This is a genomic window from Bradyrhizobium sp. KBS0727 (assembly GCF_005937885.2).
In the GTDB taxonomy this organism is placed as follows: Bacteria; Pseudomonadota; Alphaproteobacteria; order Rhizobiales; family Xanthobacteraceae; genus Bradyrhizobium.
This window is the reverse complement of record NZ_CP042176.1, coordinates 741545-763647: the sequence shown is the minus strand read 5'-3', so window position 1 is coordinate 763647 and position 22103 is coordinate 741545. Positions and strand designations below refer to the sequence as shown.

Here is a 22103-nt window from a genome sequence, read left to right as displayed (position 1 = left end):
GTCTAGGATCCAGGTTCATTGATGATGCTGACATGGGCCGCAACGATTCTCCAGCCCTCGGGGAAGCGCACCCAGGTCTGCATTTGCCGACCGACCTTGCCGGCCAGCGAATCTCGATAGAACAATGTCGAGGCCACGGCGGTGTCGCGGCCATAGGTGGAGATCACGGTCTTGTCGGTCCGACGCATCAACCCGGCCGGCGAGCGCGCCGCGCGGAACGCCATGATCGCGTCATAGCCGTAGAGATTTTCGGCAATGCCGTAGCGCAGCGTGCGGGAATCGTTGCGGAACAACTCGTCGAGCACCGCGACGTCGTTCGACACCAGCGCCTTTTCGTAGCGCGCGAACTGCGCGGTGACTTCGGCGAGCACGTCGGGAAGATCGATATCCATGACTACAATCCTCGAGGCTGAGGTGCGGCGGCAACGCCCATGCGCTCCAGCGCGTGGGCCACGCGCAGCGCGACATCTTCGCGCCACGGCGCGGCGATGATCTGGACGCCGATCGGCATCGGCTCCAGCGGCACCGGCACCGCGACCACCGGCAGGCCGATGAACGAGATCGGCTGGGTGTGGATACCTATATTGGCCCGCACCTGCAGCTCGACACCGTCGAGCATGAACGTCACCTGCCCGAGTTTCGGCGCGACGCAAGGGGTCGCGGGCGCGAGTATCACGTCCACCGTCTTGAACAGTTCCAGCACCTGGGCGCGATACCAGCGGCGGAATTTTTGCGCGCGGTCGACCAAAGGTGCCGGCACCATGGCGCCGGCGATCAGGCGGTCGCGCACCGCGGGATCGAAATCGTTCGGACGCTTGCGCAAGCGATCGAGATGCAGAGAAGCACCCTCCGTCGTGGTGATCACGTAAGCCGCGGCGCGGGCGCGCGCGGCCTCGGGAATTTCGACCGTGCTTGTGGCGTTCAGCGCTTTCGCCACCCGCGCCACCGCCTCGACCGCCTCGGGGGAGACGTTCTTCTGGAAATAGCCGCCGGCGACCGCGACCCGCAGACCTGAAATGTCCTGCGTCAGCAGCGGCGCTACCGGCTCGCCCGGCCGCGCCGTGCAGGCGGCATCGTCGGCATCAGGCCCCTGCATCGCGTCATAGGCCAGCGCGAGGTCGCCGGTGCTGCGCGCGAACGGGCCGAGATGATCGAAGCTCGCGACGAACGGGAACGACCGCGCGCGCGACAGCCGGCCATAGGTCGGCTTCAGGCCGAAGATGCCGCAGAACGAGGACGGTACCCGGATCGAGCCGTTGGTGTCGGATCCGAGCGCAATCGGAACCAGACCGCCACCGACCGAACTGCCGGAGCCGCCGGAAGAGCCGCCGCTCATCCGGGTCGGATCGTGCGGATTGCGCGACGGCCCGTCATGGATATTTTCGCCGGTGAAGTCATAGGCGTATTCGCCCATGTTGAGCGCGCCGACCAGCACCGCGCCCTGCGCTTCCATCCGCTCGATCAGCGTCGCGTCGCGCGACGAAGGTTTGAGGTCGCGGTTGATCTTCGATCCGGCACGGGTGGAAAGTCCCTTGACGTCGAACAGGTTCTTCACGGCGAACGGCACGCCGGCGAGCGGGCCCACCTTCTGCCCGACCGCGAGCGCCGCATCGACGGCGCGCGCCTTGGCGCGGGCGCGATCGGCGGTGACGTCGGTGAAGGAATTCAAAACGGAATCATGCCGGGATATCCGCGCCAATGCGGCTTCGGTCGCTTCAAGCGCGGAAATCCTTCTGCCGGCCACCGCTTGCGCAATGGCCTCGGCAGACATCCCGTCGGTGTCCACCGTCATGGTGCGGTCAGGCTGTATAGACACAGGCCGGCTCGGTTTCATCGGGCAACACAAATTCATCGACCAGCCGCGCCAGCCTCAGCGATATTTCAAGATTCGCACGCACGGCGGGCCGCCAGGCCTGTTCGACCGGCAGCGCCAGCGCCGTTGAAACGGCGTCGATGTAGACGTCCAGGTGATCAGCAGCCATTTCACTCCCATCTCTCTTGTCGCGACACGACCGGCTTCCGTGCTCCGGATCATGCTCTAGTGCACCGGCAACGGTGGATGCGGGATCGCCGTCAGCAGTTCGCGGGTGTAGGCGTCCTGGGGATTGCCCAGCACCTGTTCGGACGAACCTTGCTCGACGATCCGTCCCGACCGCATCACGATGACGCGATCGCACAACAAACGTACCACATTCAAATCGTGCGATACGAACAGATAGCTCATGCCCATCGAAGCCTTGAGGTCCCGCAGCAGATTGAGCACCACGGCCTGCACGGAGACGTCGAGCGCGGCCGTCGGTTCGTCGAGGATCACGAGCTTCGGATGTAGCGCGATGGCGCGCGCGATGCCGACGCGGGCCTTCTGGCCGCCGGATAATTGATGCGGAAAACGATCCAGCAGGTTGACCGGCAGGCCGACCAGGCCGGCAAGTTCCTCGCAACGCGCGCGCAGCGCGTCGCTTCCCCTGATGTCGCCGAGCTGCATGATCGGATCGGCAATGGCGCGGGCCGCGGTAAAGCGCGGATTGAGGCTGTCGGTCGGATCCTGGAACACCATCTGAATGCTTTTGCGCAGCGGCGTCCGCGCAAAGCTGTTGGGAAGCATTCCGCCGATCTCGTCGCCGTCGAACAGGATGCGGCCCGAAGTCTGGTCCAACAGCCGCATCACCATCATCGACGTCGTCGATTTGCCGCAGCCGGATTCGCCGACCAGGCCGACACTCTCGCCATGGCCTACCGAAAAGCTGATGCCGTCGACCGCGCGGAACACCGCTGCCTCAACCGGCGGCTTGCGGCCGAACAGCTTGCCGAGCGTGGCGGTCGCGCCCTGGCGCGGATATTCCTTCACCAGCTTTTCGACCAGCAAGAGCGGCTTGGCTTCGCTGTCAACCGGCGCGGCGGCCGGCATGGCCGGCAGCGCGGCGGCCTCCTCCTCCGGCAAGAGATCGCGCAAGGAGACACCGAGCCGCGGCGTCGCGCGCATCAGCTTCTTGGTATAGGGATGCGCGGGGTTGGCGAAGATGTCGGATGATTTCGCGGTCTCGACCACCCGGCCCTTCTCCATGACGATGACGCGGTCGCAATAGGCGGCGGCGAGACCAAGATCATGCGTGATCAGGATGGTCGACATGTTCCGCCGCTTGGTGAGTTCGACGATCAGGTCCATCACCGCCTTCTGCGTGGTGACGTCGAGGCCGGTGGTCGGCTCGTCCGCGATCAAGAGCTGCGGATTGCAGGCCAGCGCCAGCGCGATCACGACGCGCTGGCACATGCCGCCGGAGAGTTCGAACGGATAGGCGTGATAGCGCTCGCGCGGGCGCGCGATCTTGACCTGCTCCAGCGCCTCGATCGCCTTCTCGCCGCGATCGCTCACGGCGGACTGCTGCACGTGCTGGCGCAGCACATCCTCGATCTGATCGCCCACTTTCCGGATCGGGTTGAGCGCCGCGCGCGGGTTCTGGAAGATCATCGAGATTTCGCGGCCGCGCAGATCTCGCATCTGGTTTTCGGTCGCGGCCTTGACGTCGATGCCGGAGAACACCACCGAGCCTTCAGCAATCCTGCCGGCGCGATCGAGGATGCGCATGACGGCGTAGGACGTCACAGACTTTCCGGAACCGGATTCGCCGACGATGCCGAGCGTTTCACCCTTGGCGACCGTGATGTTGACGTGCTGCACGGCTTTCACGATGCCGCGCCTGGTCGCGAATTCGACGGTGAGATCGCTGACGTCGAGCAACGGCTGCGCGGTCATGAGCGCCTCCCAAGCGGCGCGTCATCCAAAAATCCGCAAAACAACCCCATGCAAAGTAGCGCAGAGGTAAAATGGCACCTGGTCGGGGCTGTCATCACGTCCTCCGCTGCGGATCGACGATGTCGCGCAGACCGTCGCCGAGCAGGTTGAAACAGAACACCGCGATCATCAGCGCCAGGCCCGGGAACAGCGCGATCCACCATTCGCCCGACACCATGAAGCCGGCGCCTTCCGCGACCATGATGCCCCATTCCGCGGTCGGCGGCCGCACGCCGAGGCCGATGAAGGAAAGGCCGGCGGCGTTGAGAATCGCGTAGCCCATGGTCAGCGACATCTGCACGATCATGATCGGCATGATGTTGGGCAGGATATGCACCAGCAGGATCCGGAACTCGCCATTGCCCGACAGCCGCGCGGCCTGCACGAAGCCGGCGTTGCGCCGGACATTGGCCTCGGCGCGGGCGACGCGGGCATAGAGCGGGAAATTGACGATCGCAGTGGCGATGATGATGTTCTGCACGGTGTTGCCCAGCGCCGCCACGATGCCCATCGCCAGCACGAACAGCGGAAACGCCATGATGGTGTCGGCGATACGACCGACGATGCGGTCGGTCCAGCCGCCGAAATAGCCGGCGGCGATGCCGGCGAGGCCCCCCATCAGGAACACCAGCACCACGGACGCCACCGCGATGAAGGTATCGAGCCGGGTCGCAACGATGACGCGGCTGAAGATATCGCGCCCCAACTGATCGGTGCCGAACCAGTGCGCCGCCGACGGCGGCTTCAGCGCGGCCGCGGTATCGCTGGCGAGCGGATCGTAGGGCACCACGTAGGGGCCGAAGATCGCCGCAAACAGGATGACGACCAATAGCCCGAAGGCAAAGGCGGTGACGCGGTTCTCGCCGAGCACATAGCGGGTGTGTTCGAAGATCGCAGCCAGTCCCGACGTACGCGCGGGACCGACGGGTTCAACAGCAGGCGCAACGGTGCTCATGCTTACCCCTTACCCTTCAAGTCTCACTCTGGGATCGATGACGCCATAGAGAATGTCGATGATCAGATTGAGCAGCACGTACATCACCGCCATGGTCAGCACGAAGCCCTGCACCGGCGCGAAGTCCGACGAGATCAACGCTTCGACCGCGTAGGAGCCGATGCCGGGCCAGGCGAAAACCTTCTCCACCAGCACGTTGGCGCCGAGCAGGAACGAGAACACCATGCTGAGCGTGGTGATGACCGGCAGCATCGCGTTGCGAAACGCGTAAGTGACGATCACGGTCGCCGGCGAAAGTCCGCTGGCGCGCGCGGTGCGCACGAAGTCGGACGCCAGCACCGCCAGCATCGAGGCCCGCGTCATGCGTGCGATCGGCGCCAGCGAGAAGATCGCCAGCGTCACCGCCGGCAGGATCAACTGGCTGGCGGCGGAACGGAACGCCTCGAAATCGCGCGCGATCAGGGTATCGATCAGGTAGAAGCCGGTCACGCCGGGCGGCGCGCTGTAGAACACGTCGAGCCGGCCCAATGGCGCGGGCGACCAGCCGAGCCTGAAATAGAAGACGTAGACCAGCACCAGTCCGGTGAAGAACACCGGCAGTGACACGCCGGCCGTCGTCGTGATGCGACAGATATGGTCGATCCAGGAACCCGGCCTGGTGGCCGCAAGCACGCCCAAGGGAATCGCAATCACGATCGATACCACGAGGCCGAGCAGCGTCAGTTCGGCCGACGCCGGCAGGCGGTTCTTGATTTCGCTGGCGACCGGCTGGCCCGTCGTCAGCGAGTTGCCGAAATCGCCGTGCGCGAGGTCGTTGGTGTAACGGAAGAACTGCTCGATCAGCGGCTTGTCGAGGCCGAGCTTCTTGCGGATCTGCTCGACCGCTTCCTTGGTCGCGGCGGGTCCGGCGAAATAGGCCGCGGGATCGCCGGGCAGCGCGCGTGTCAGCAGGAAGGTCACGATCACGACCCCGATCAGCGACGGGATCGCAAACATCAGCCGCTTGCCGATCATGGTCAGCATGGCGGGTTACCCCTTCACCAGCGCGCGGTAGTCGAGGCGGCGGTGGAACCAGTATTGATAGCCGGAAACGTTCTTCTGCATCGCGACGTTGACGAAGGGCTGATACAGCGGAATCCGCGGGATGTCGGTGAAGGCGAGATCGACCATGCCCTTGACGTCGGTGTCGTAGGCCGTCTTGTCGCCGGTCGCGGCTGCCGTGCGCGCGCCGTCGATCAGCCGGTCCATCTCCGGCGACTTGTAGCTCATGGTGTTGAAGACGGAATTGTTGCCGTGATAGCACCAGTAGAAGAAATATTCGGGGTAATCGAGCCAGCCCGAGAACACGTTGGTGTAGAGCGGCATTTCCTTCTTGTTCAACTCGGTGCGCCAGTTGGCGCCGGGCACCTTGTTGATCGTGGTCTTGATGCCGATCTGGGCGAGGCTCTCCTGCACCAGCACGCAGAGCGGCTCGTTGATGCCTGCGAAGTTGAGGTCGAATGAAATCGTGGTCTCGAAGCCGTCGGGATAGCCGGCCTCGGTCAGCAACGCCTTCGCCTTCGCCATGTCGGTGAAATACTTGGTCGGCTGCGGCCACGCCACGTCGGTGGCCTTGCCGGCCGGCGCGCCGAACATCGGATTGGCGAGGCCGAACAGCACCACATCCATGATTTTCTGGTACGGCACCGCATAGGCTATCGCCTCGCGCACCTTCGGATTGTTGAACGGCGGCTTGGTAACGTTCATGCCGAGATACTGGATGCCGTTGGAGAACGGCAGCGACACGATGTTGAGCTTGCCGGCCGCTTTCAGTTCCTGAAAATCCTTGTTGGGCAGCTCATAGGAGATGTCGGCGTCGCCGCGCTCCAACAGCGCGCGGCGGTTACCGGCCTGCGGCACCATGCGCCAGATCACGCGCTTGATCTTCGGCATCGGACCGCAGACCCACTCGTCGTTGCGCTCCATGATGACTTCGGTGCCCGCGGTCCATTTCGTCACCTTGTAGGCGCCGGATCCCGCGGTCTGCTGTTTTGTAAACTCGAGACCCCACGGGTCCTTCTCGGAGGCGTTCTTCTTCACCAGTTCCGAGTTGACGATGCAGGGCACGATCACGGCGAGATCGGGAATCGTCAGCTTGTCCTTCCTGGCGAAGTCGACGCGGATCGTGTTGTCGTCGACGACGACGAACTGTTCCGGCTTGGTCAGCGAACCCGCGCTCATCTGGAAGGTCGGGAAGCCGCCGACGCTGACCGCGCGATCCAGCGACCACTTGGCGTCCTTGGCCGTCACCGGTGTGCCGTCGTGGAATTTCGCGTTCTTCCTCAGCTTGAAGGTCACCGACATGTCGCTGATGTTCATGTCCTCGGCGAGTTCGGGCTTGAACTTGTCGCGGTCGTAATACGGGACCCCGCCGGGACCTTCCTTCATCTCGTGGCTGATCAGGCGGTCGTAGCAATTCCACGACACTTCATAGCCGGGCACGTTGGTGCCGACGCCATGGATGTCGAGATTGTTGGGGCCGCCCTCCGAGACGATCAACAACGTCTCCGACCGGGCGTCGGCCTTGGCCGCCGACCAGATCGCCGGCGCCGGCGTCAGCGCGCCGGCAGCGGCGATTCCGGACACTGATTTGAGGAAATCGCGACGCTTCATGGGTGGCTCCAACGCCTGAGGGACAACGGCTTTGGAGCTGGAATCGCAAGGTTCGTGCCAAACCTTAAGGGAACGCTAAGACACCGTTAAAGCATTGATATATAAACGTGATATCGGCATTGTTCCGATTCAGCGGCAAACCAGCCCGTCCATCACATTGCATACAAAGAAGATGTTTTGCTCATATAATAACCAACTAATGCAGATGGCCGAATAACTAAGCGGCGGCTTCGCCGCATCGAGTCTCACACCGGCCAAACCAGATCCTGCAATTCGAAGAGGTCACCGGCTTTGTGCTGCCAGCCCTCGATGCAGATATGGCGGACCGGATCGCTGACGCGATGCAGCAGCGTCAGCGCCATCAGCCGCCGCTTCAAGGTGGCATCGATATAAGCGGCTGAATACCCAAAACCCTCGAACAGGCTGCGAACCCGGCGCGGCTTGCCCGCCGCCATGAAGGCGCTCGGACCCAGCAGGTCGTATTCGCCCCAGCCGGTCATCACGTCGCCGAAGTCGAACAGTCCGGACAGGCGCCATTTCGCACCATCGCGACTCAACAAAAAATTCTCCGGAATGTATTCACCGGTCAGCATCACCGGCAGCCTGTCGAGCGGAATCAGCGCGGGCACCTCGCGCAAAAGGTCGTCCAGCCCATCCAGAAATTTTTGCGGCAGACCGAGACGGACATGCCGCGCGCGGCATCCTGCGATCTGCGCCGCGATGAACTGGTCCCAGCGCGGCTCGATCAGGGAAAGCTCTCCCACCGGGACGCGCTGCACTTCCGCGATGGTCGATCCGATCTCGGCGAGAACGCGCTCCTTCTGATCTTCCGGCAGCGCCGGCCAGGCTTCGCTGCCGAGGATGCCGGACAGCCGCGTGATGACGAGATACGGCCACTGATCGCGCTCGCCCTCGAACGCGATTTCGGGGATCGGGATACCGAGCTTCCCGCGCAGCAGCGCCAACGAACTGCGCTCCGAAACAAACTTGCCACGGAAGAAGGGCGGAAAAATTTTCAGGATCAGTTCGTCGCCGAGGCCGATGACAAGATTGGTCCCGGTGGAGAAGATGTGCGGCGACGCGGTCGGCAGGCCATGGCCATGCGCAATGTCGAGCGCCACCGGCAGCCATTGCGATGTGTCGGCGCGCCAGGCCTTGAAAGCCTCAAAATCCGGCAGATTCGGCAGTGGATGCATGACGGGCAGTCGATCTCACGGAGCCGAAGCAGACGCAAGGCCGCGATTGGCCGGCCTCACTATCTTCGACGCGTTTTCTTCACGCGAACCGGTATCCACCCCCGGATCAAGTCCGAGGGCATGCTTCGCTTGAAAACGCTATCTGTCCGGATTGGCCCGTTCGAACTGACGCAGCATGCGATTGCCGCGCTCGACGGCGAAATCGAGCGCAGCCTGGGCCGACCGTTTGCCGCTGAAAGCCTGCTCCAGCTCCTCGTCGATGACGTCGCGGATCAGGACGAACGAGCCGAGCCGGATTCCCTTCGAATTGTCGGTCGGCGCCTTCAACGTCATCTGCTCGATCGAGATCGCCGCACCCGGATTGCGGTCGTAGAACCCCTGCGCGCGCGTGAGGTCGAAGGCGGCGCGGGTGATCGGCAGATAGCCGGTGTTCTGGTGCCAGGCGGCCTGGATTTCCGGCTTCGAAAGATAGACAAAGAATTTTGCGACCCCGGCATATTCGGCGCGCGGCCGGTCGCGCAGCACCCACAACGTGGCGCCGCCGATGATGGTGTTTTGCGGCGCGCCCTGCACGTCGGGCCAGTACGGCATCATGCCGTAGCCGACCTCGAATTTCGAATTGGCCTTGATGTCGGCGCGCGTCGCCGACGAGCCGATAAAGATTCCGCACTCGCCCTTCTGGAAGCGCGGTTCGGCCGATTGCCCCCGGCCGCCATAGTCGAACACCTTTGTGGCCTGCCATTCCGCCAGTTGCGCGATATGGCGCACCACCAGCGGGTTGTTGAAGGTGAGCTCGGCGTCGAGCCCGCCGAAGCCATTGGCCCGGGTTGCCAGCGGCAGATTGTGGAACGCCGAAAAATTCTCGACATTGATCCAGGAGGGCCAGGATGTGGTGAGGCCGCAGACGGCACCGGCCGCGCGCAGCCGCTTCGCAGCAGCGCCGACCTCGGGCCAGGTCTTCGGCGCGACCTCCGGATCGAGGCCCGCGGCGCGGAACAGATCCTTGTTGTAGTAGAGGATCGGCGTCGAGACATTGAACGGAAACGACAGCATGTTGCCGGCGACGTCGGAGTAGTAGCTGGTGACGGCCGGCAGATAGGCGCCGGGCGAGAACGGCTCCGACTGGTCGCGCATCAATTCGAACACCGGATAGATCGCCCCCTTCGCCGCCATCATGGTTGCGGTCGCGATCTCGTTGACCTGAACGATGGCGGGCTGGCTGCGCGAACGGAAGGCGAAGATCGAGGCCGTCACCGTTTCGGTGTAATTGCCCTTATAGGCCGGCACGATCCGGTAATCGGATTGCGAGGCGTTAAAATCGGCCGCAAGCTTTTCGACCTGCTTGCCGAGCTCGCCCGACATCGCGTGCCACCACATGATCTCGGTGGCGGCTTGCGCGGGCGACACCAGCCCGATGGCCGCGAGCGCTGTGAGCTGCAGGAACCTCAAGGCCAGTTTCACTGATGAACCACTCTGCTGCGCCGCGTTGCGATGTCGTGCCGCCCTCTTAAATCGCCGGGACGGCGGTTTCAATGCGACTTTCAATCCACCCTTCCGTCGAGCCGGAGCTGTCGCAGCGCACAATCCACGATTGTAGCCGGTTCGGCACCTTGGCCATCCCTTGATAGCCAACCCTCGGACAGTTCTGCTAAAACGCATTGAACCTTTTCGTCCCGCCACAGACTCCATCAACAAGGGGATTTGTTGCCAGTGTACCGCCGCGCCGACCTTTCGCGGACCATGAAGCTTGTTGTCGCGCTGTGTCTGGCAGCCGCTTCATCGAGCGTTTTTGCGCGCGAATTTCGCGCCGCCGATACCCAGAACGAGGATTATCCGACCGTCCAGGCGCTGGGCTACATGGGCAGCCTGGTATCGGAACGCAGCGGCGGCCGGCACCAGATCAAGGTGTTTCATTCCCACCAGCTCGGCGAGGAAAAGGAAACCCTCGAACAGACCCGGGTCGGCGCGATCGATCTCAACCGGACCAACGTCGCCTTGATCGGGACGATCGTGCCGGCGATGAACGTGCTGGCGATGCCGTTTCTGTTTCGCTCGATCGAGCATCAGCAGAAGGTGCTGGATGGACCGATCGGAAACGAGATCCTAAACAGTTTCGAGCCCTACGGATTCGTTGGGCTGGCGTTTTACGATTCCGGCGCCCGCTCGATCTACAACAGCGTCAGGCCGATCCGCTCGATCGACGACCTCAAGGGACTGCGGCTGCGGGTGCAGCAATCCGAACAGATGTCTACCATGATCCGCGCGCTCGGCGCCGAGCCGGTCGAACTGCCCTATGGACAGGTGCTGACCGGGCTCTCCACCAAACTGATCGACGGCGCGGAGAACAACTGGCCGTCCTTCGTCACCACCGATCACTACAGGTTCGCCGGCTTCTATACGCTGACCGAACACACGATGAGCCCCGAGGTGCTGGTGATGTCACAAAAGGCATGGTCGAGCCTGACGCCGGAAGACCAGAACATATTCCGTGAAGCGGCGCTGCGATCGAGCCGCTTCATGCGCGAGAGATGGCGGGATCTCGAGGAACGTTCGCGCAAGCAGGCGGAGGACGCCGGCGTCAGGATCATCGCCGATATCGACCGCAAGCCGTTCGAGGCGGCGATGGCCGGAATTTATACCAAGGCACAGAGCGACCCGGCGATGGCCGGGTTGATCGAACGCATTCGCAAGGTGGAGTGAATTGGCCGAGACGCCGCAACAGAACGGAGCAGTGGAACGGCCGGCGAGCCTCGTCGCGCGCGGCCGTTTCCGCATCGTCCAGTTGCTGCGGGCGGTGCCGATCCGCTGGCGCATCCTGTCGATCGCGGGCTTGAACTCCGCGGTCGTCGTGGTGCTCGCCGCGCTGATCTGGAATGGCGCCACGGTGCTCGGATCCGCTTGGGAAGATGTCCGCCAGGTGCGGGAATCCGACAAGATCCTGGCGCTGCTGGAAAGCGAAACCAGCCGGCTGCAGAACCTGATCCATCGCTACATCAACCAGCCGAGCCCGGAACTGTTCGCTGAAATCCTGTTGCTGCGCGAAGCGGTACTCGGCACACTCACCACGCGCGCCTCGACCGACCCGATGCTGTCAGGATCGGTCGAGCGGCTGGAGCATGTCACCGACCGCTTCCTCAACGGCTTCGGCGAATTGCGCGGGGTGCAGGCGACCATCACCAAGACCTACGAACAGCAGGTGCTGGGCCCGGCCAAGGAGATGGCCGGACTCTACTCCATCATCGAGGGCGCCACCGGCCATCGCGATGCGCTGATCTGGCCGGCGCTCGGCAAATCCCGCGAGGCGTTCACGGGAATGCTAGTCGCCGCCAACTCCTATTATCTGTCGCTGGCGTCGGCGTCCGCCGAGGAGGCGCGCCGCAATACCGAGACGATCGAGAAGACCATCCCTGTGATGTCCGACCTCGCCGACAACGACCTGCAGCGGATGGCGCTGACGCGGCTGAACGCGCGGACGCTGGCGCTGCGCGAGGGCTTTGCCAAGCTGACCGAGCAACTCGCCAACCGGACCGAGCTGTTGCGCAACACCATCGACGCCAGCCAGGCCGATGCAATCGGCGCCATCGACGAATTGTCGGTCAAGATGCGCCAGCGCGAGCAGAAGGCGCAGGAGACCTTCGACCGGACGCTGTCGGCGATTTCGCGCCGGGTGCTGTCGATCGCCGTGATCTTCCTCGGCATCATCCTGTCTGCCGGTGTCCTGATCGCATTGTCGATCCGGCTGCCGTTGCAACAGATCATGGCGGCGATGCACGCCATCACGTCGGGCGACTACGACCGCGCCGTGCAGGGCACGACGGCCAAGGACGAGGTCGGCGCGATGGCGCGCGCGGTGGAGGTGTTCCGCGAGAACGCGATCGCCAAGCGCGCGACCGAGGACGAACTGCGCGCCTCGAAGGAGAAGGCCGAGGGCGCGCTGCTCGAGCTCAACACCGCGCAGCAGAACCTGATCGACGCCGAACGGCTGGCCGCGCTCGGCGGCCTGGTCGCCGGTGTTGCCCATGAAGTGAACAACCCGATCGGCATCAGCCTGACCGTCGCTTCAAGCTTTGCACGCCGCGTCGAAATGTTCGACCAGGATCTGCGCACCGAACCGTTGCGGCGCTCCAAGCTCGACGAATTCGTCAGGACCTCGCGCGACGCCGCGGGGCAACTGGTGGCAAACCTGCATCGCGCCGGCGAACTGATCCAGTCGTTCAAGCAGGTGGCCGTCGACCGCTCGCACGCCGAGCGCCGGCAATTCTCACTCAGCGAAGCCACCGACCAGATCGTCGCGAGCCTGCGGCCGGTGCTGAAGAAGGCCGCTATCACGCTGTCGGTGGACGTGCCGGAAGGGCTGATGATCGACGGCTATCCCGGCTCCTACGGCCAGATATTAACCAATCTTTTCCTCAACGCCGCCAATCATGCCTTCGCCGACGGCCGTTCCGGGGCGATCACGATTACCGCGCGGGGGCGCGGCAGCGACGATGTCGAGATCATTTTCGCCGACAACGGGGCCGGCATGACGCCGGACGTGCAGCGGCAGGCGTTCGACCCGTTCTTTACGACGCGCCGCAACGAGGGCGGCACCGGACTGGGCTTGCATATCGTCTATAATCTTGTCACTCAACAGCTCGGCGGCCGGATGATGCTGGAGTCAAGACCGGGACAAGGCACCACATTCCGCATTATCATGCCGAAAGTCGCCAAGGGCAGCCCCACGCCAACAGACACTGCAGCCGACGGAACTCCTCAATGGCCGAACAGGACGATGTCCTCCACCTGATCGACGATTCCGGAACCGTTCCGGAGGATTCGTCCGAGCGCAAATGGAAGATCGCCGTCATCGACGACGATGCGGCGGTGCACGAAGGCACCCGTTTTGCGCTGAGCGATTACAATCTCCATGGCGCGACGCTGGAGGTCCTCTCGGCCTATTCCGCGGCCGAAGGCCGCACGTTGATGCGCGACAACCCCGACATCGCGGCGGTGCTGCTCGACGTCATCATGGAAACCGACGTCGCCGGCCTCGAACTCGTCGAATACATCCGCAGCGAACTCAAGAACGAGACCGTCCGCATCATCCTGCGCACCGGCCAGCCAGGCCAGGCGCCGGAGCGCCGCGTCATCGTCCAGTACGACATCAACGACTACAAGGCCAAGACCGAGCTGACGGCCGACAAGCTGTTCACCTCGCTGACCGCGGCGCTGCGAAGCTACCAGCAACTCGAGCGCATGGTGCAGACCCGGCGCGGGCTGGAAATCATCATCGACGCCGCCTCCACCCTGTACGACTTCAAGTCGATGCAGCGCCTCGCCGAGGGCGTGCTGACGCAGCTCGCCTCGCTGCTCAACGTCGATTGCGCCGGCATCCTGGTGCTGCGCGACGACGGCAATGCCGATAGCGATTTCTCGGTGCTCGCGGGCTCCGGCTGCTACAGCCGCTTCATCGGCACCACCAGCTCGAAAGCGCTCGATGCGGATCTGCGGCAGATGGTGGAAGCCGCCTTCACGCGCCGCAAGAACGAATTCGCCGACCACCGCAGCGTGCTCTATCTGCGCACCGGCAGCGGCCGCGAGGTCGTGGTGCTGCTGCAGGCCGAGCGCCAGCTCTCCGACACCGACCGCTCGCTGGTCGAGATTTTCTCGAGCCGGCTCTCGATCGCGTTCGACAACGTCATTCTGTACCAGCAGTTGCACGAGGCCAATACCCAGCTCGAGGACCGCGTCGCCCAGCGCACCCGCGCGCTGATGCAGGCCAACCGCCGGCTCTCGGCGCAGTGGCTGCGGCTGCAGCGCGCCAACGGCTTCAAGAACGAAATTCTCGGCACCGTCGCCCACGATTTGAAGAACCCGCTGGGCGTGATCCTCGGCCGTACCGAAATGCTGACCGAACTGATCGGCGCCGGCTCGCCCAAGGAAAACGTCACCGCGCAGGTCGAGCATATCCGCGACGCCACCAAGCGCTTGACCTCGATGGTCGATCATCTGATTTCGGACGCCATGGCGGACGCCTTCGACATCACCATCCGCCGCGAGCCGGTCGATGTCGCCGCCCTCGTCGCCGAGGTCGTCGACGCCAACCTGCCCTCGGCGGTCAACAAGCAACAGACGCTCAGCGTGTCCGCGCCGCCGAATTTCGTCACCATGTGCGACGCCGACCGGATCCGCGAGGCGATCGACAATCTCGTCAGCAACGCCATCAAATATTCGCAGATCGGCGGCAAGATCGCGGTGGCCGTCAGCCACGAGGGCAGCAATACCGTCATCCGCATCGCCGATGAGGGCGCGGGATTGTCGCCGGAGGACCTCGGCCGGCTGTTCGGCCGCTTCCAGCGGCTTTCGGCCAAGCCGACCGCCGGTGAAAGTTCGACCGGCCTCGGCCTGTCGATCGTCAAGCGCATCATCGACATGCATGGCGGCCATGTGACCGCGGAAAGCGCCGGCCCCGGACAGGGCTCGTCGTTTACGGTTACACTGCCCGCAACAGAGACGACATGACCCAGAGCCAGCACATCATCATCGTTGACGACGAGGCGCCGGCCCGCGAAATGGTCGGCGATTACCTCAAGATGCACGGCTTTGCCGTGACGCTGTGCGACGGCGGCAAAAGCCTGCGCGGCGTGATCGAGACCCACGTGCCCGATCTCGTGGTGCTCGACCTCAACATGCCCGAGGAAGACGGGCTGTCGATCATTCGCGACCTCAAGAGCCGCATCAACGTCCCCGTCATCATGCTGACGGCGACCGCAAGCCCGATCGACCGCGTCGTCGGCCTCGAACTCGGCGCCGACGATTACATCGCCAAGCCGTGCGAACTGCGCGAACTGATGGCGCGGATCCGCTCGGTGCTGCGCCGGAGCGCGCCGGCCAGGGCGGCTGCGGCGCCCGAAGCCGCGGCGGCGAAGGCCGAGAAGGAGCAACTGGTGCGGTTCGGCACCAAATGGCTCGACCTCGAGGCCCAGGCGCTGCGCGACGAAGAGGGCAACGAGCATCCGCTCACGGCCTCCGAATTCGGCCTGCTGAAGGTGTTCGCGGCCAACCCCAAGCGGGTGTTGTCGCGCGAGCGGCTCCTGGAGCTGGCCAATGCGCGCGACGCCGAGGCCTTCGACCGCGCCGTCGACCTGCGGATCATGCGGATCCGGCGCAAGATCGAGATCGATCCGACCAAGCCCGCCGTGATCCGAACCATCCGCGGCGGCGGCTATCTGTTCTCGCCCGCCGGCGACAAGGCCTGAGGCACGACCCCAGCGTCGTCCCGGCTCCCCGTGCGCAATTGCGCCTAGGCCGGGACGACGATGCCGTTGTGTTGGCGTCCGCAAAGCTTCGAATTTTCCGTGTATTGAAATTACTGGCATTTCTGCCCCGAATGTTTCGTCGCAGGGCCGGCGACGAAACAATTCTCCCCTGCACGAAACCATTTTTCCCTTTTGGTGCAGACGTCCCGAAACGTTGACTAACTAAAAATCCTCCCAACGAACCGCCGCCAAGCGGCGAACTGGGAGCCTGTCATGCCGAACGTCATCGCCATCAACGCTGCAGCCCGCAAGTCGATCATCGCGGCCCGCGCGACATCTGATGAGATGCTGCTGGAAAGTATTGCCGAAGGCGGCCGTACCGCGATGCATGTGCTTTACTCCCGTCACAACGTCCGGGTTTACCGCTTCGTTCTGCGCATGGTGCGCGATACCACGCTGGCGGAAGACCTGGTCAGCCAGGTGTTCCTCGACGTCTGGCGGACCGCCAGCCAGTTCGAGGGCCGCTCCCAGGTTTCGACCTGGCTGCTGTCGATCGCCCGCTTCAAGGCGCTGACCGCGCTGCGCCAGCGCAAGCATGAGGATATCGACCAGGACGACGTGCTCGAGATCGCCGACGACGCCGATACGCCGGAAGCTTCCCTCGACCGCAGCAACACCAGCGCCATCCTGCGCGCCTGTGTCGCCAAGCTGTCGCCGGCCCACCGCGAGATCATCAACCTCGTCTACTATCACGAGAAGTCGGTCGAAGAGGCCGGCGCCATCATCGGCATCCCGCAGAGCACGGTGAAGACCCGGATGTTCTACGCCCGCAAACAATTGGCCGACTTGCTTAAGGGTGCCGGCGTGGACAGCCTCGCTGCGTAAAATATAGCAATTTCAATTTGTTAATCGGGTATCGGGGGCGGAAAACGGGCAGGTTTCGACGGACGAAGATTAATTCCGACGAAACAAATGAAACAATCGACGACATCAGGCGGAAAAACTCAGCCCCTATACCCTTACTCAACAACGCAACACCAACGCCGAACAGGAGAGCGAATATGCTGAAGCCGTCCTTCCGCTTTTTCATTATCCCACTCGGCGCCGTCTGCACCCTGGCCTCGCTGTCCGCCCAGAACGTCTCGCCCCGCGCCCAGCGCGATAGCGGCTCGATGCTCGTCCGCGAACAGGTGATCGATTGCAGCAACAAGAATCCCACGGAGGTCTGCGTGATCTCCCCCGACAGCCTTCGCTAAACCAGTTTCTACTCTGACTTAGTTTTCTAACGGACCGATCTTCTAACCTCCCAAGTTACCTCCAACGACCCGGCCGGGATGCCCCCCAGCCGGGTCGCTCTGTGTCTGGCACCCGATTCCGTGTAGCCGACGCACCAAAATCTCACAGAGACGTGACGCTGCCTGCATACGGCCGGCGTAACGCGTCAACGCCTCGCATCGAAGATCATCATACGCCCGGCATGGACAAATCTGTCACCGGGCCCGCGGATGGATGCTTTCGATGTTCAATCTGGTTCTCGCGCTGCTGGCCGGTGTCGTCACCGTCGCAGCGCCTTGCACGCTGCCGATGTTGCCAATTCTCCTCGGGGCATCGGTCGGCCAGACCGGCAAGGCGCGGCCGGCGATGATCGCGCTCGGCTTCGTGATGTCATTCTCGATGGTGGCGTTGCTGCTGAGCGCGATCACCCGCACTTTCGATTTCGATCCGAATACCTTGCGAACTGGCGCGGCTGTCCTGCTGGCTGGCTTCGGATTGCTGATGATCTGGCCGGCGCCTTTCGAATGGCTGTCGGTTCGGATCGGCGGCTTTAGCGGCAGCGCGGCCGGTTCGCGCCAGGGCATGATCGGCGGCTTCGTGCTCGGAACCACGCTCGGCCTGGTCTGGACGCCCTGCGCCGGCCCCGTGCTGGGCTCGATCCTGACCGTCGTGGCGACGTCGAGGGATACCGCCTGGGCGAGCCTGCTGCTGATCGTCTACGCGGTCGGTGCCGCGCTGCCGATGCTGGCGATCGCCTATGGCGGCCAGGCCGTCACCACCCGCGTTCGCAGCATCGCACGGGTCGCGCCAAGACTGCAGCAGGTCTTCGGCGGCGTCGTGATCGCCTTCGCAGCTCTGTCCTACTTCCAGTACGACACCCTGATCGTGTCGTGGCTGACCGGATTTTACCCCAACGGCCAGATCGGCCTCTGAGACCAAATGGAGACTGCCATGACCTTACGATCGTTCGTCGCGTCCGCTGCATTCATCGCGGTCGGTCTGACCGGCGCAGCCCTGCACGCGGCCGGCCGAGAAACGGCGCGCGCGCAAGATGCGCCGTTCACGGTCGCGGCGGCGCAGAGCAGCGCCCCCGATTTCGTCGGCCTCGGCAACTGGTTCAACTCGCCGCCGCTCAAGCTCGCGGATCTACGCGGCAAGGTGGTGCTGGTGGATTTCTGGACCCATGGCTGCGTCAACTGCGTCAACACGCTGCCGCACCTGACCCAACTCTACGCCAAGTACAAGGATCGCGGCTTGGTGGTGGTCGGCATCCACACCCCGGAATTTCCGTTCGAGCGCTCCGCCTCGAACGTCCAGGCCGCGCTGAAGCGGCACGGCATTACCTATCCGGTGGCGCAGGACAACGACTCGCAGACCTGGAACGCCTGGCACAATCAGTATTGGCCCGCGCAATATATCGTCGACCAGAACGGCAAGGTCGTGTTCCAGCACGCCGGCGAAGGCCAGTACGAAGAGATCGACCGCACCGTCGGAAGGTTGCTGAACGCGAATAGCTGAGCTGCGCGACAACGAGGCGGTACTATCGTCAAATCCGGCGTGGTAAGGTCCACGCCGGCAGGCGCGATCCCGAAAAGTGGAATCCGGTTTTCGGAAAAGATCGCGCCTCAGGAATTGACGATGGATGGTGCGCGATGTTCGAAGGCTGGGATGCCGTTGTGTTGGCCCGGGCGCAGTTCGCCTTCACGATGTCGTTCCACATCGTGTTTCCCGCCTTCTCGATCGGGCTTGCCAGCTATCTCGCGGTGCTTGAAGCGCTCTGGCTTGCAACCGGGCGCGAGGTATTCATCAACCTGTTCAATTACTGGCTGAAGATCTTTGCCGTCGCCTTCGGCATGGGCGTGGTGTCGGGGATCGTGATGTCCTACCAGTTCGGCACCAACTGGTCGGCCTTCTCCGACAAGACCGGTCCGGTGATCGGCCCGATGATGGCCTATGAGGTGCTGACCGCGTTCTTCCTCGAGGCCGGCTTCCTCGGCGTCATGCTGTTCGGGCTGGAGCGCGTCGGCCACCGGCTGCATTTCCTGGCGACGCTGATGGTCGCGATCGGCACCTTGATTTCGGCGTTCTGGATTCTCTCCGCCAATTCCTGGATGCAGACGCCAACCGGCTACGCCGTCAACGCCGACGGGCAGTTCGTCGCCGCCGACTGGCTCAAGGTGATCTTCAACCCGTCGTTCCCGTACCGGCTGGTGCACATGGTGCTGGCGGCGTACCTGACCACCGCGCTGGTGGTCGGCGCGGTCGGCGCCTTTCACCTGCTGCGCGACCGGCACCTCGCCGGCCCCCGCGTGATGTTCTCGATGGCGATGTGGATGGCCACGCTCGTGGCGCCGATCCAGATTCTCGCCGGCGACCAGCACGGGCTCAATACGCTGGAGCACCAGCCGGCGAAGGTGATGGCGATGGAAGGTCATTTCCAGAGCCACAAGGACGGCGCGCCGCTGGTGCTGTTCGGCTGGCCCGACATGACTGACGCCAAGGTCAAATACGCCATCGAGGTTCCAAAGCTGTCGTCGCTGATCTTGAAACATTCGCTCGACGCGCCGCTTGCCGGCCTCGACACGGTGCCGCGCGAGAATTGGCCCCCGGTGCCGATCACGTTCTGGTCGTTCCGCGTCATGGTCGGGCTGGGATTCCTGATCATGGGCCTTGGGCTGTTCAGCCTGTTGATGCGCCTGCGCGGCAAACTCTATGAAACGCGGCTGCTGCATATGTTCGCGCTCGCAATGGGCCCGGCGGGCTTCATCGCCGTGCTGGCAGGCTGGATCACCACCGAGACCGGACGGCAGCCGTTCACGGTCTACGGCCTGCTGCGTACGGTTGAATCGGCCTCCCCACTGGCGGCGCCCGCCGTGGCATCGTCGCTGATCGCCTTCATCATCGTCTATTTCGCGGTGTTTGCCGCCGGCGTAATTTACCTGCTGCGCCTGATGGCACAGCCGCCGCATCACGGCGAACAGGGGCCGCGCAGCGACATCCCGGCCCGCGCCGCCGGCATCACGCCCGCCGCGAGTGCCGTTGCCGAAGGAGCCGCGCGATGATTCCCATCGACCTCCCCACCATCTGGGCCTTCATCATCGCCTTTGCCGTGTTCGTCTATGTCGTGATGGACGGCTTCGACCTCGGCCTCGGCATCCTGTTTCCATTGTTTCCGCAAAAGGCCGACCGCGACGTCATCATGAACAGTGTCGCGCCGGTCTGGGACGGCAACGAAACCTGGCTGGTGCTCGGCGGCGGCGGCATGATGGCCGCGTTTCCGCTGGCCTATGCCGTGTTGATGCCGGCGCTCTACACACCGATGATCGCGATGCTGCTCGGCCTGGTGTTCCGTGGCGTCGCCTTCGAATTCCGCTGGCGCACCACGCAGAGCGAGCGCAACCGCTGGGACATCGCCTTTGCCGGCGGGTCGCTGCTGGCGACGCTGGCGCAAGGCATCGCGCTCGGCGCCATCCTGCAGGGCGTGCATGTCGACGGACGGCATTATGCCGGCGGCTGGTGGGACTGGCTGACGCCGTTCAGTATTTTGACCGGCGCGGCGCTCGTCATCGGCTATGCGCTATTGGGCGCGACCTGGCTGGTGATGAAGACCGAAGGCGCGTTGCGCGACCGCGCCTATCACCTGAGCTGGCTGCTGCTGCTGGCGATGTTAGGGGCCATCGGCGCCGTCAGCATCGCAACCCCGTTCCTGCACGTGCAGTACACCCAGCGCTGGTTTGCCTGGCCGAACATCATCCTGACCGCGCCGGTGCCGATCGCGGTGGCCGGCGTCACGGTATTGCTGCTGCGCAGCCTCGCCAACAAATACGACTTCCAGCCGTTCTTCCTGACACTGGCACTGTTCGCGCTGTCCTATGCCGGCCTCGGCATCAGCATGTACCCCTATATCGTGCCGCAGAGCATCACGATCTGGCAGGCGGCCTCGCCCGCGAACAGCCAGCTCTTCATGCTGTTCGGCGTCGCCGTGCTGGTGCCGTTGATCCTCGGCTATACCGGCTGGGCCTATTGGGTATTCCGCGGCAAAGTGAAGCCGGAAAGCGGCTACCATTGACCCCATCGGAGCCAAATCCGCGTCCCCTTCGACAGCGCCTGCTATGGTTCGCCGCGCTCTGGCTCGGCGGGGTCGGCACCGTCGCGCTGATCTCATTTGGCCTGCGGTTGTGGATCGCGCCGAAATAAGGCCTTCCGTGACATCCCCATGAAATCGGCGGTCGACAAAAATAGAAGGTATTTCAGCGACCTATCCGACACACCCGCCCTAAACTTGCCATCAAGCTGGCCGTGAGATTTGATGGTTCCGTGATTTGGCCAAACCCCGCTCATTTGGCCTGACGCGCCACGAAGGAGAATTCCGCGATGACGAAGTTTCGGCACCTGATCTGGTTGTTGATCGCAACAGCCGGTCTGATCCTTTCGACCTCGCAAAGCCAGGCGCAGTTGCGCCAGCCCGACGTCGGCGACCAGCCCGGGTTGATTGCCGATGACTCGGTCGAGCTGGATCCGGAGTACCGGAAGACCGCCGTGCTCTATCGCACCAACGAACCAGCCGGCACCATCATCATCTCCACCTCGGAGCGCCATCTCTATCTGATCCAGGGCAATGGCCGCGCTTTGCGCTACGGCATCGGCGTCGGCCGCGACGGATTTCAATGGCAGGGACTGGTGAACATCACCCGCAAGGCGGAGTGGCCGGACTGGACGCCGCCGCCGGAAATGATTCAGCGCCAGCCCTATCTGCCGCGCTTCATGGCCGGTGGACCGGGCAACCCGCTCGGCGCGCGCGCGATGTATCTCGGCACGACAGTCTATCGCATTCACGGCACCAACCGGCCCGACACCATCGGCACCGCCGTCTCTTCCGGCTGCTTCCGGCTGGTCAACTCCGACGTCGCCGACCTCTACGAGCGCGTTCCGGTCGGCACCAAGGTGATTATCCGGCAGAAGCCGGAACTGTAACGGCGGCGCCTTCTCGTTCT

At 63.7% G+C, this 22103-nt stretch carries 21 protein-coding genes; 12 read left to right on the top strand and 9 right to left on the bottom strand.

All coding sequences use genetic code 11. From position 1 onward, the window contains the following. Positions 1 to 2: 2 nt before the first annotated feature. The 9 genes from hpxZ to ugpB form a co-directional block, all read right to left on the bottom strand. Complete coding sequence (gene hpxZ, locus FFI89_RS03550) at positions 3 to 392, bottom strand: oxalurate catabolism protein HpxZ (RefSeq protein ID WP_138832954.1); 390 nt, start codon at positions 390 to 392, stop codon at positions 3 to 5. 2 nt (positions 393 to 394) lie between these two features. Then, on the bottom strand, positions 395 to 1771 hold the full coding sequence (locus FFI89_RS03545) for an AtzE family amidohydrolase (protein WP_138836067.1): 1377 nt from the start codon (positions 1769 to 1771) through the stop codon (positions 395 to 397). Positions 1772 to 1799: 28 nt separating this feature from the next. Then, positions 1800 to 1982 carry a DUF4089 domain-containing protein gene (locus FFI89_RS03540; RefSeq protein WP_138832952.1) on the bottom strand — a complete coding sequence of 61 codons (183 nt, stop codon included), beginning with the start codon at positions 1980 to 1982 and terminating at the stop codon, positions 1800 to 1802. A gap of 56 nt (positions 1983 to 2038) precedes the next feature. Then, positions 2039 to 3754 (bottom strand): ABC transporter ATP-binding protein, encoded by a 1716-nt coding sequence (locus tag FFI89_RS03535; RefSeq protein ID WP_138832950.1) that lies wholly within the window; start codon positions 3752 to 3754, stop codon positions 2039 to 2041. Positions 3755 to 3848: 94 nt separating this feature from the next. Then, complete coding sequence (locus tag FFI89_RS03530; RefSeq protein ID WP_138832948.1) at positions 3849 to 4748, bottom strand: ABC transporter permease; 900 nt, start codon at positions 4746 to 4748, stop codon at positions 3849 to 3851. Positions 4749 to 4757: 9 nt separating this feature from the next. After that, positions 4758 to 5771 carry an ABC transporter permease gene (locus FFI89_RS03525; RefSeq protein WP_138832946.1) on the bottom strand — a complete coding sequence of 338 codons (1014 nt, stop codon included), beginning with the start codon at positions 5769 to 5771 and terminating at the stop codon, positions 4758 to 4760. Between the two features lie 6 nt (positions 5772 to 5777). Next, the gene (locus FFI89_RS03520) at positions 5778 to 7400 is read right to left on the bottom strand and encodes an ABC transporter substrate-binding protein (protein ID WP_138832944.1); all 1623 of its coding nucleotides are present in this window, start codon (positions 7398 to 7400) and stop codon (positions 5778 to 5780) included. Between the two features lie 245 nt (positions 7401 to 7645). Further along, positions 7646 to 8596 (bottom strand): phosphotransferase, encoded by a 951-nt coding sequence (locus FFI89_RS03515; protein WP_138832942.1) that lies wholly within the window; start codon positions 8594 to 8596, stop codon positions 7646 to 7648. Between the two features lie 138 nt (positions 8597 to 8734). Further along, positions 8735 to 10051, bottom strand: coding sequence for a sn-glycerol-3-phosphate ABC transporter substrate-binding protein UgpB (gene ugpB / locus FFI89_RS03510; RefSeq protein ID WP_246669605.1), 1317 nt, complete (start codon positions 10049 to 10051; stop codon positions 8735 to 8737). Positions 10052 to 10300: 249 nt separating this feature from the next. On the opposite strand from ugpB, the gene FFI89_RS03505 reads away from it, so the two are divergent. The 12 genes from FFI89_RS03505 to FFI89_RS03450 all read left to right on the top strand — a co-directional run bounded on the left by FFI89_RS03505 (position 10301) and on the right by FFI89_RS03450 (position 22083). Beyond that, a complete protein-coding gene (locus FFI89_RS03505) occupies positions 10301 to 11296 on the top strand; it encodes a TRAP transporter substrate-binding protein (protein WP_138832938.1) in 996 nt (331 codons plus the stop codon). 94 nt (positions 11297 to 11390) lie between these two features. Next, positions 11391 to 13382 carry an ATP-binding protein gene (locus FFI89_RS03500; protein WP_138836065.1) on the top strand — a complete coding sequence of 664 codons (1992 nt, stop codon included), beginning with the start codon at positions 11391 to 11393 and terminating at the stop codon, positions 13380 to 13382. Then, positions 13352 to 15097, top strand: coding sequence for a DUF3369 domain-containing protein (locus tag FFI89_RS03495; protein ID WP_138832936.1), 1746 nt, complete (start codon positions 13352 to 13354; stop codon positions 15095 to 15097). Before FFI89_RS03500 ends, FFI89_RS03495 begins: the two co-directional genes overlap by 31 nt. Further along, positions 15094 to 15834 (top strand): response regulator, encoded by a 741-nt coding sequence (locus FFI89_RS03490; RefSeq protein ID WP_138832934.1) that lies wholly within the window; start codon positions 15094 to 15096, stop codon positions 15832 to 15834. The genes FFI89_RS03495 and FFI89_RS03490 overlap by 4 nt, the downstream gene beginning before the upstream one ends. Positions 15835 to 16107: 273 nt before the next feature. Continuing rightward, entirely contained in the window at positions 16108 to 16719 is a 612-nt protein-coding gene (locus FFI89_RS03485) for a sigma-70 family RNA polymerase sigma factor (RefSeq protein WP_138832932.1), read from the top strand. Between the two features lie 176 nt (positions 16720 to 16895). Continuing rightward, positions 16896 to 17090, top strand: a complete 195-nt coding sequence (locus FFI89_RS03480; RefSeq protein ID WP_138832930.1) for a hypothetical protein — start codon at positions 16896 to 16898, stop codon at positions 17088 to 17090. A gap of 262 nt (positions 17091 to 17352) precedes the next feature. After that, positions 17353 to 18042 carry a cytochrome c biogenesis CcdA family protein gene (locus FFI89_RS03475; RefSeq protein WP_138832928.1) on the top strand — a complete coding sequence of 230 codons (690 nt, stop codon included), beginning with the start codon at positions 17353 to 17355 and terminating at the stop codon, positions 18040 to 18042. Positions 18043 to 18060: 18 nt separating this feature from the next. Continuing rightward, a complete protein-coding gene (locus tag FFI89_RS03470) occupies positions 18061 to 18627 on the top strand; it encodes a thioredoxin family protein (RefSeq protein WP_138832926.1) in 567 nt (188 codons plus the stop codon). A gap of 134 nt (positions 18628 to 18761) precedes the next feature. Continuing rightward, complete coding sequence (locus FFI89_RS03465) at positions 18762 to 20171, top strand: cytochrome ubiquinol oxidase subunit I (protein ID WP_138832925.1); 1410 nt, start codon at positions 18762 to 18764, stop codon at positions 20169 to 20171. After that, positions 20168 to 21178 carry a cytochrome d ubiquinol oxidase subunit II gene (gene cydB / locus FFI89_RS03460; protein WP_138832923.1) on the top strand — a complete coding sequence of 337 codons (1011 nt, stop codon included), beginning with the start codon at positions 20168 to 20170 and terminating at the stop codon, positions 21176 to 21178. Before FFI89_RS03465 ends, cydB begins: the two co-directional genes overlap by 4 nt. After that, the gene (locus tag FFI89_RS34765) at positions 21175 to 21306 is read left to right on the top strand and encodes a DUF2474 domain-containing protein (protein ID WP_138832921.1); all 132 of its coding nucleotides are present in this window, start codon (positions 21175 to 21177) and stop codon (positions 21304 to 21306) included. Before cydB ends, FFI89_RS34765 begins: the two co-directional genes overlap by 4 nt. A gap of 177 nt (positions 21307 to 21483) precedes the next feature. Continuing rightward, positions 21484 to 22083 (top strand): L,D-transpeptidase, encoded by a 600-nt coding sequence (locus FFI89_RS03450; protein ID WP_138832919.1) that lies wholly within the window; start codon positions 21484 to 21486, stop codon positions 22081 to 22083. The last annotated feature ends 20 nt before the right edge of the window (positions 22084 to 22103 follow it).

Excerpts from the sequence above, each read along its gene's own strand:
- hpxZ (WP_138832954.1), bottom strand. The coding sequence starts at position 392 with ATGGATATCGATCTTCCCGACGTGCTCGCCGAAGTCACCGCGCAGTTC.
- FFI89_RS03545 (WP_138836067.1), bottom strand. The coding sequence starts at position 1,771 with ATGTCTGCCGAGGCCATTGCGCAAGCGGTGGCCGGCAGAAGGATTTCC.
- FFI89_RS03540 (WP_138832952.1), bottom strand. The coding sequence starts at position 1,982 with ATGGCTGCTGATCACCTGGACGTCTACATCGACGCCGTTTCAACGGCG.
- FFI89_RS03535 (WP_138832950.1), bottom strand. The coding sequence starts at position 3,754 with ATGACCGCGCAGCCGTTGCTCGACGTCAGCGATCTCACCGTCGAATTC.
- FFI89_RS03530 (WP_138832948.1), bottom strand. The coding sequence starts at position 4,748 with ATGAGCACCGTTGCGCCTGCTGTTGAACCCGTCGGTCCCGCGCGTACG.
- FFI89_RS03525 (WP_138832946.1), bottom strand. The coding sequence starts at position 5,771 with ATGCTGACCATGATCGGCAAGCGGCTGATGTTTGCGATCCCGTCGCTG.
- FFI89_RS03520 (WP_138832944.1), bottom strand. The coding sequence starts at position 7,400 with ATGAAGCGTCGCGATTTCCTCAAATCAGTGTCCGGAATCGCCGCTGCC.
- FFI89_RS03515 (WP_138832942.1), bottom strand. The coding sequence starts at position 8,596 with ATGCATCCACTGCCGAATCTGCCGGATTTTGAGGCTTTCAAGGCCTGG.
- FFI89_RS03495 (WP_138832936.1), top strand. The coding sequence starts at position 13,352 with ATGGCCGAACAGGACGATGTCCTCCACCTGATCGACGATTCCGGAACC.
- FFI89_RS03490 (WP_138832934.1), top strand. The coding sequence starts at position 15,094 with ATGACCCAGAGCCAGCACATCATCATCGTTGACGACGAGGCGCCGGCC.
- FFI89_RS03485 (WP_138832932.1), top strand. The coding sequence starts at position 16,108 with ATGCCGAACGTCATCGCCATCAACGCTGCAGCCCGCAAGTCGATCATC.
- FFI89_RS03480 (WP_138832930.1), top strand. The coding sequence starts at position 16,896 with ATGCTGAAGCCGTCCTTCCGCTTTTTCATTATCCCACTCGGCGCCGTC.
- FFI89_RS03475 (WP_138832928.1), top strand. The coding sequence starts at position 17,353 with ATGTTCAATCTGGTTCTCGCGCTGCTGGCCGGTGTCGTCACCGTCGCA.
- FFI89_RS03470 (WP_138832926.1), top strand. The coding sequence starts at position 18,061 with ATGACCTTACGATCGTTCGTCGCGTCCGCTGCATTCATCGCGGTCGGT.
- FFI89_RS03465 (WP_138832925.1), top strand. The coding sequence starts at position 18,762 with ATGTTCGAAGGCTGGGATGCCGTTGTGTTGGCCCGGGCGCAGTTCGCC.
- cydB (WP_138832923.1), top strand. The coding sequence starts at position 20,168 with ATGATTCCCATCGACCTCCCCACCATCTGGGCCTTCATCATCGCCTTT.
- FFI89_RS03450 (WP_138832919.1), top strand. The coding sequence starts at position 21,484 with ATGACGAAGTTTCGGCACCTGATCTGGTTGTTGATCGCAACAGCCGGT.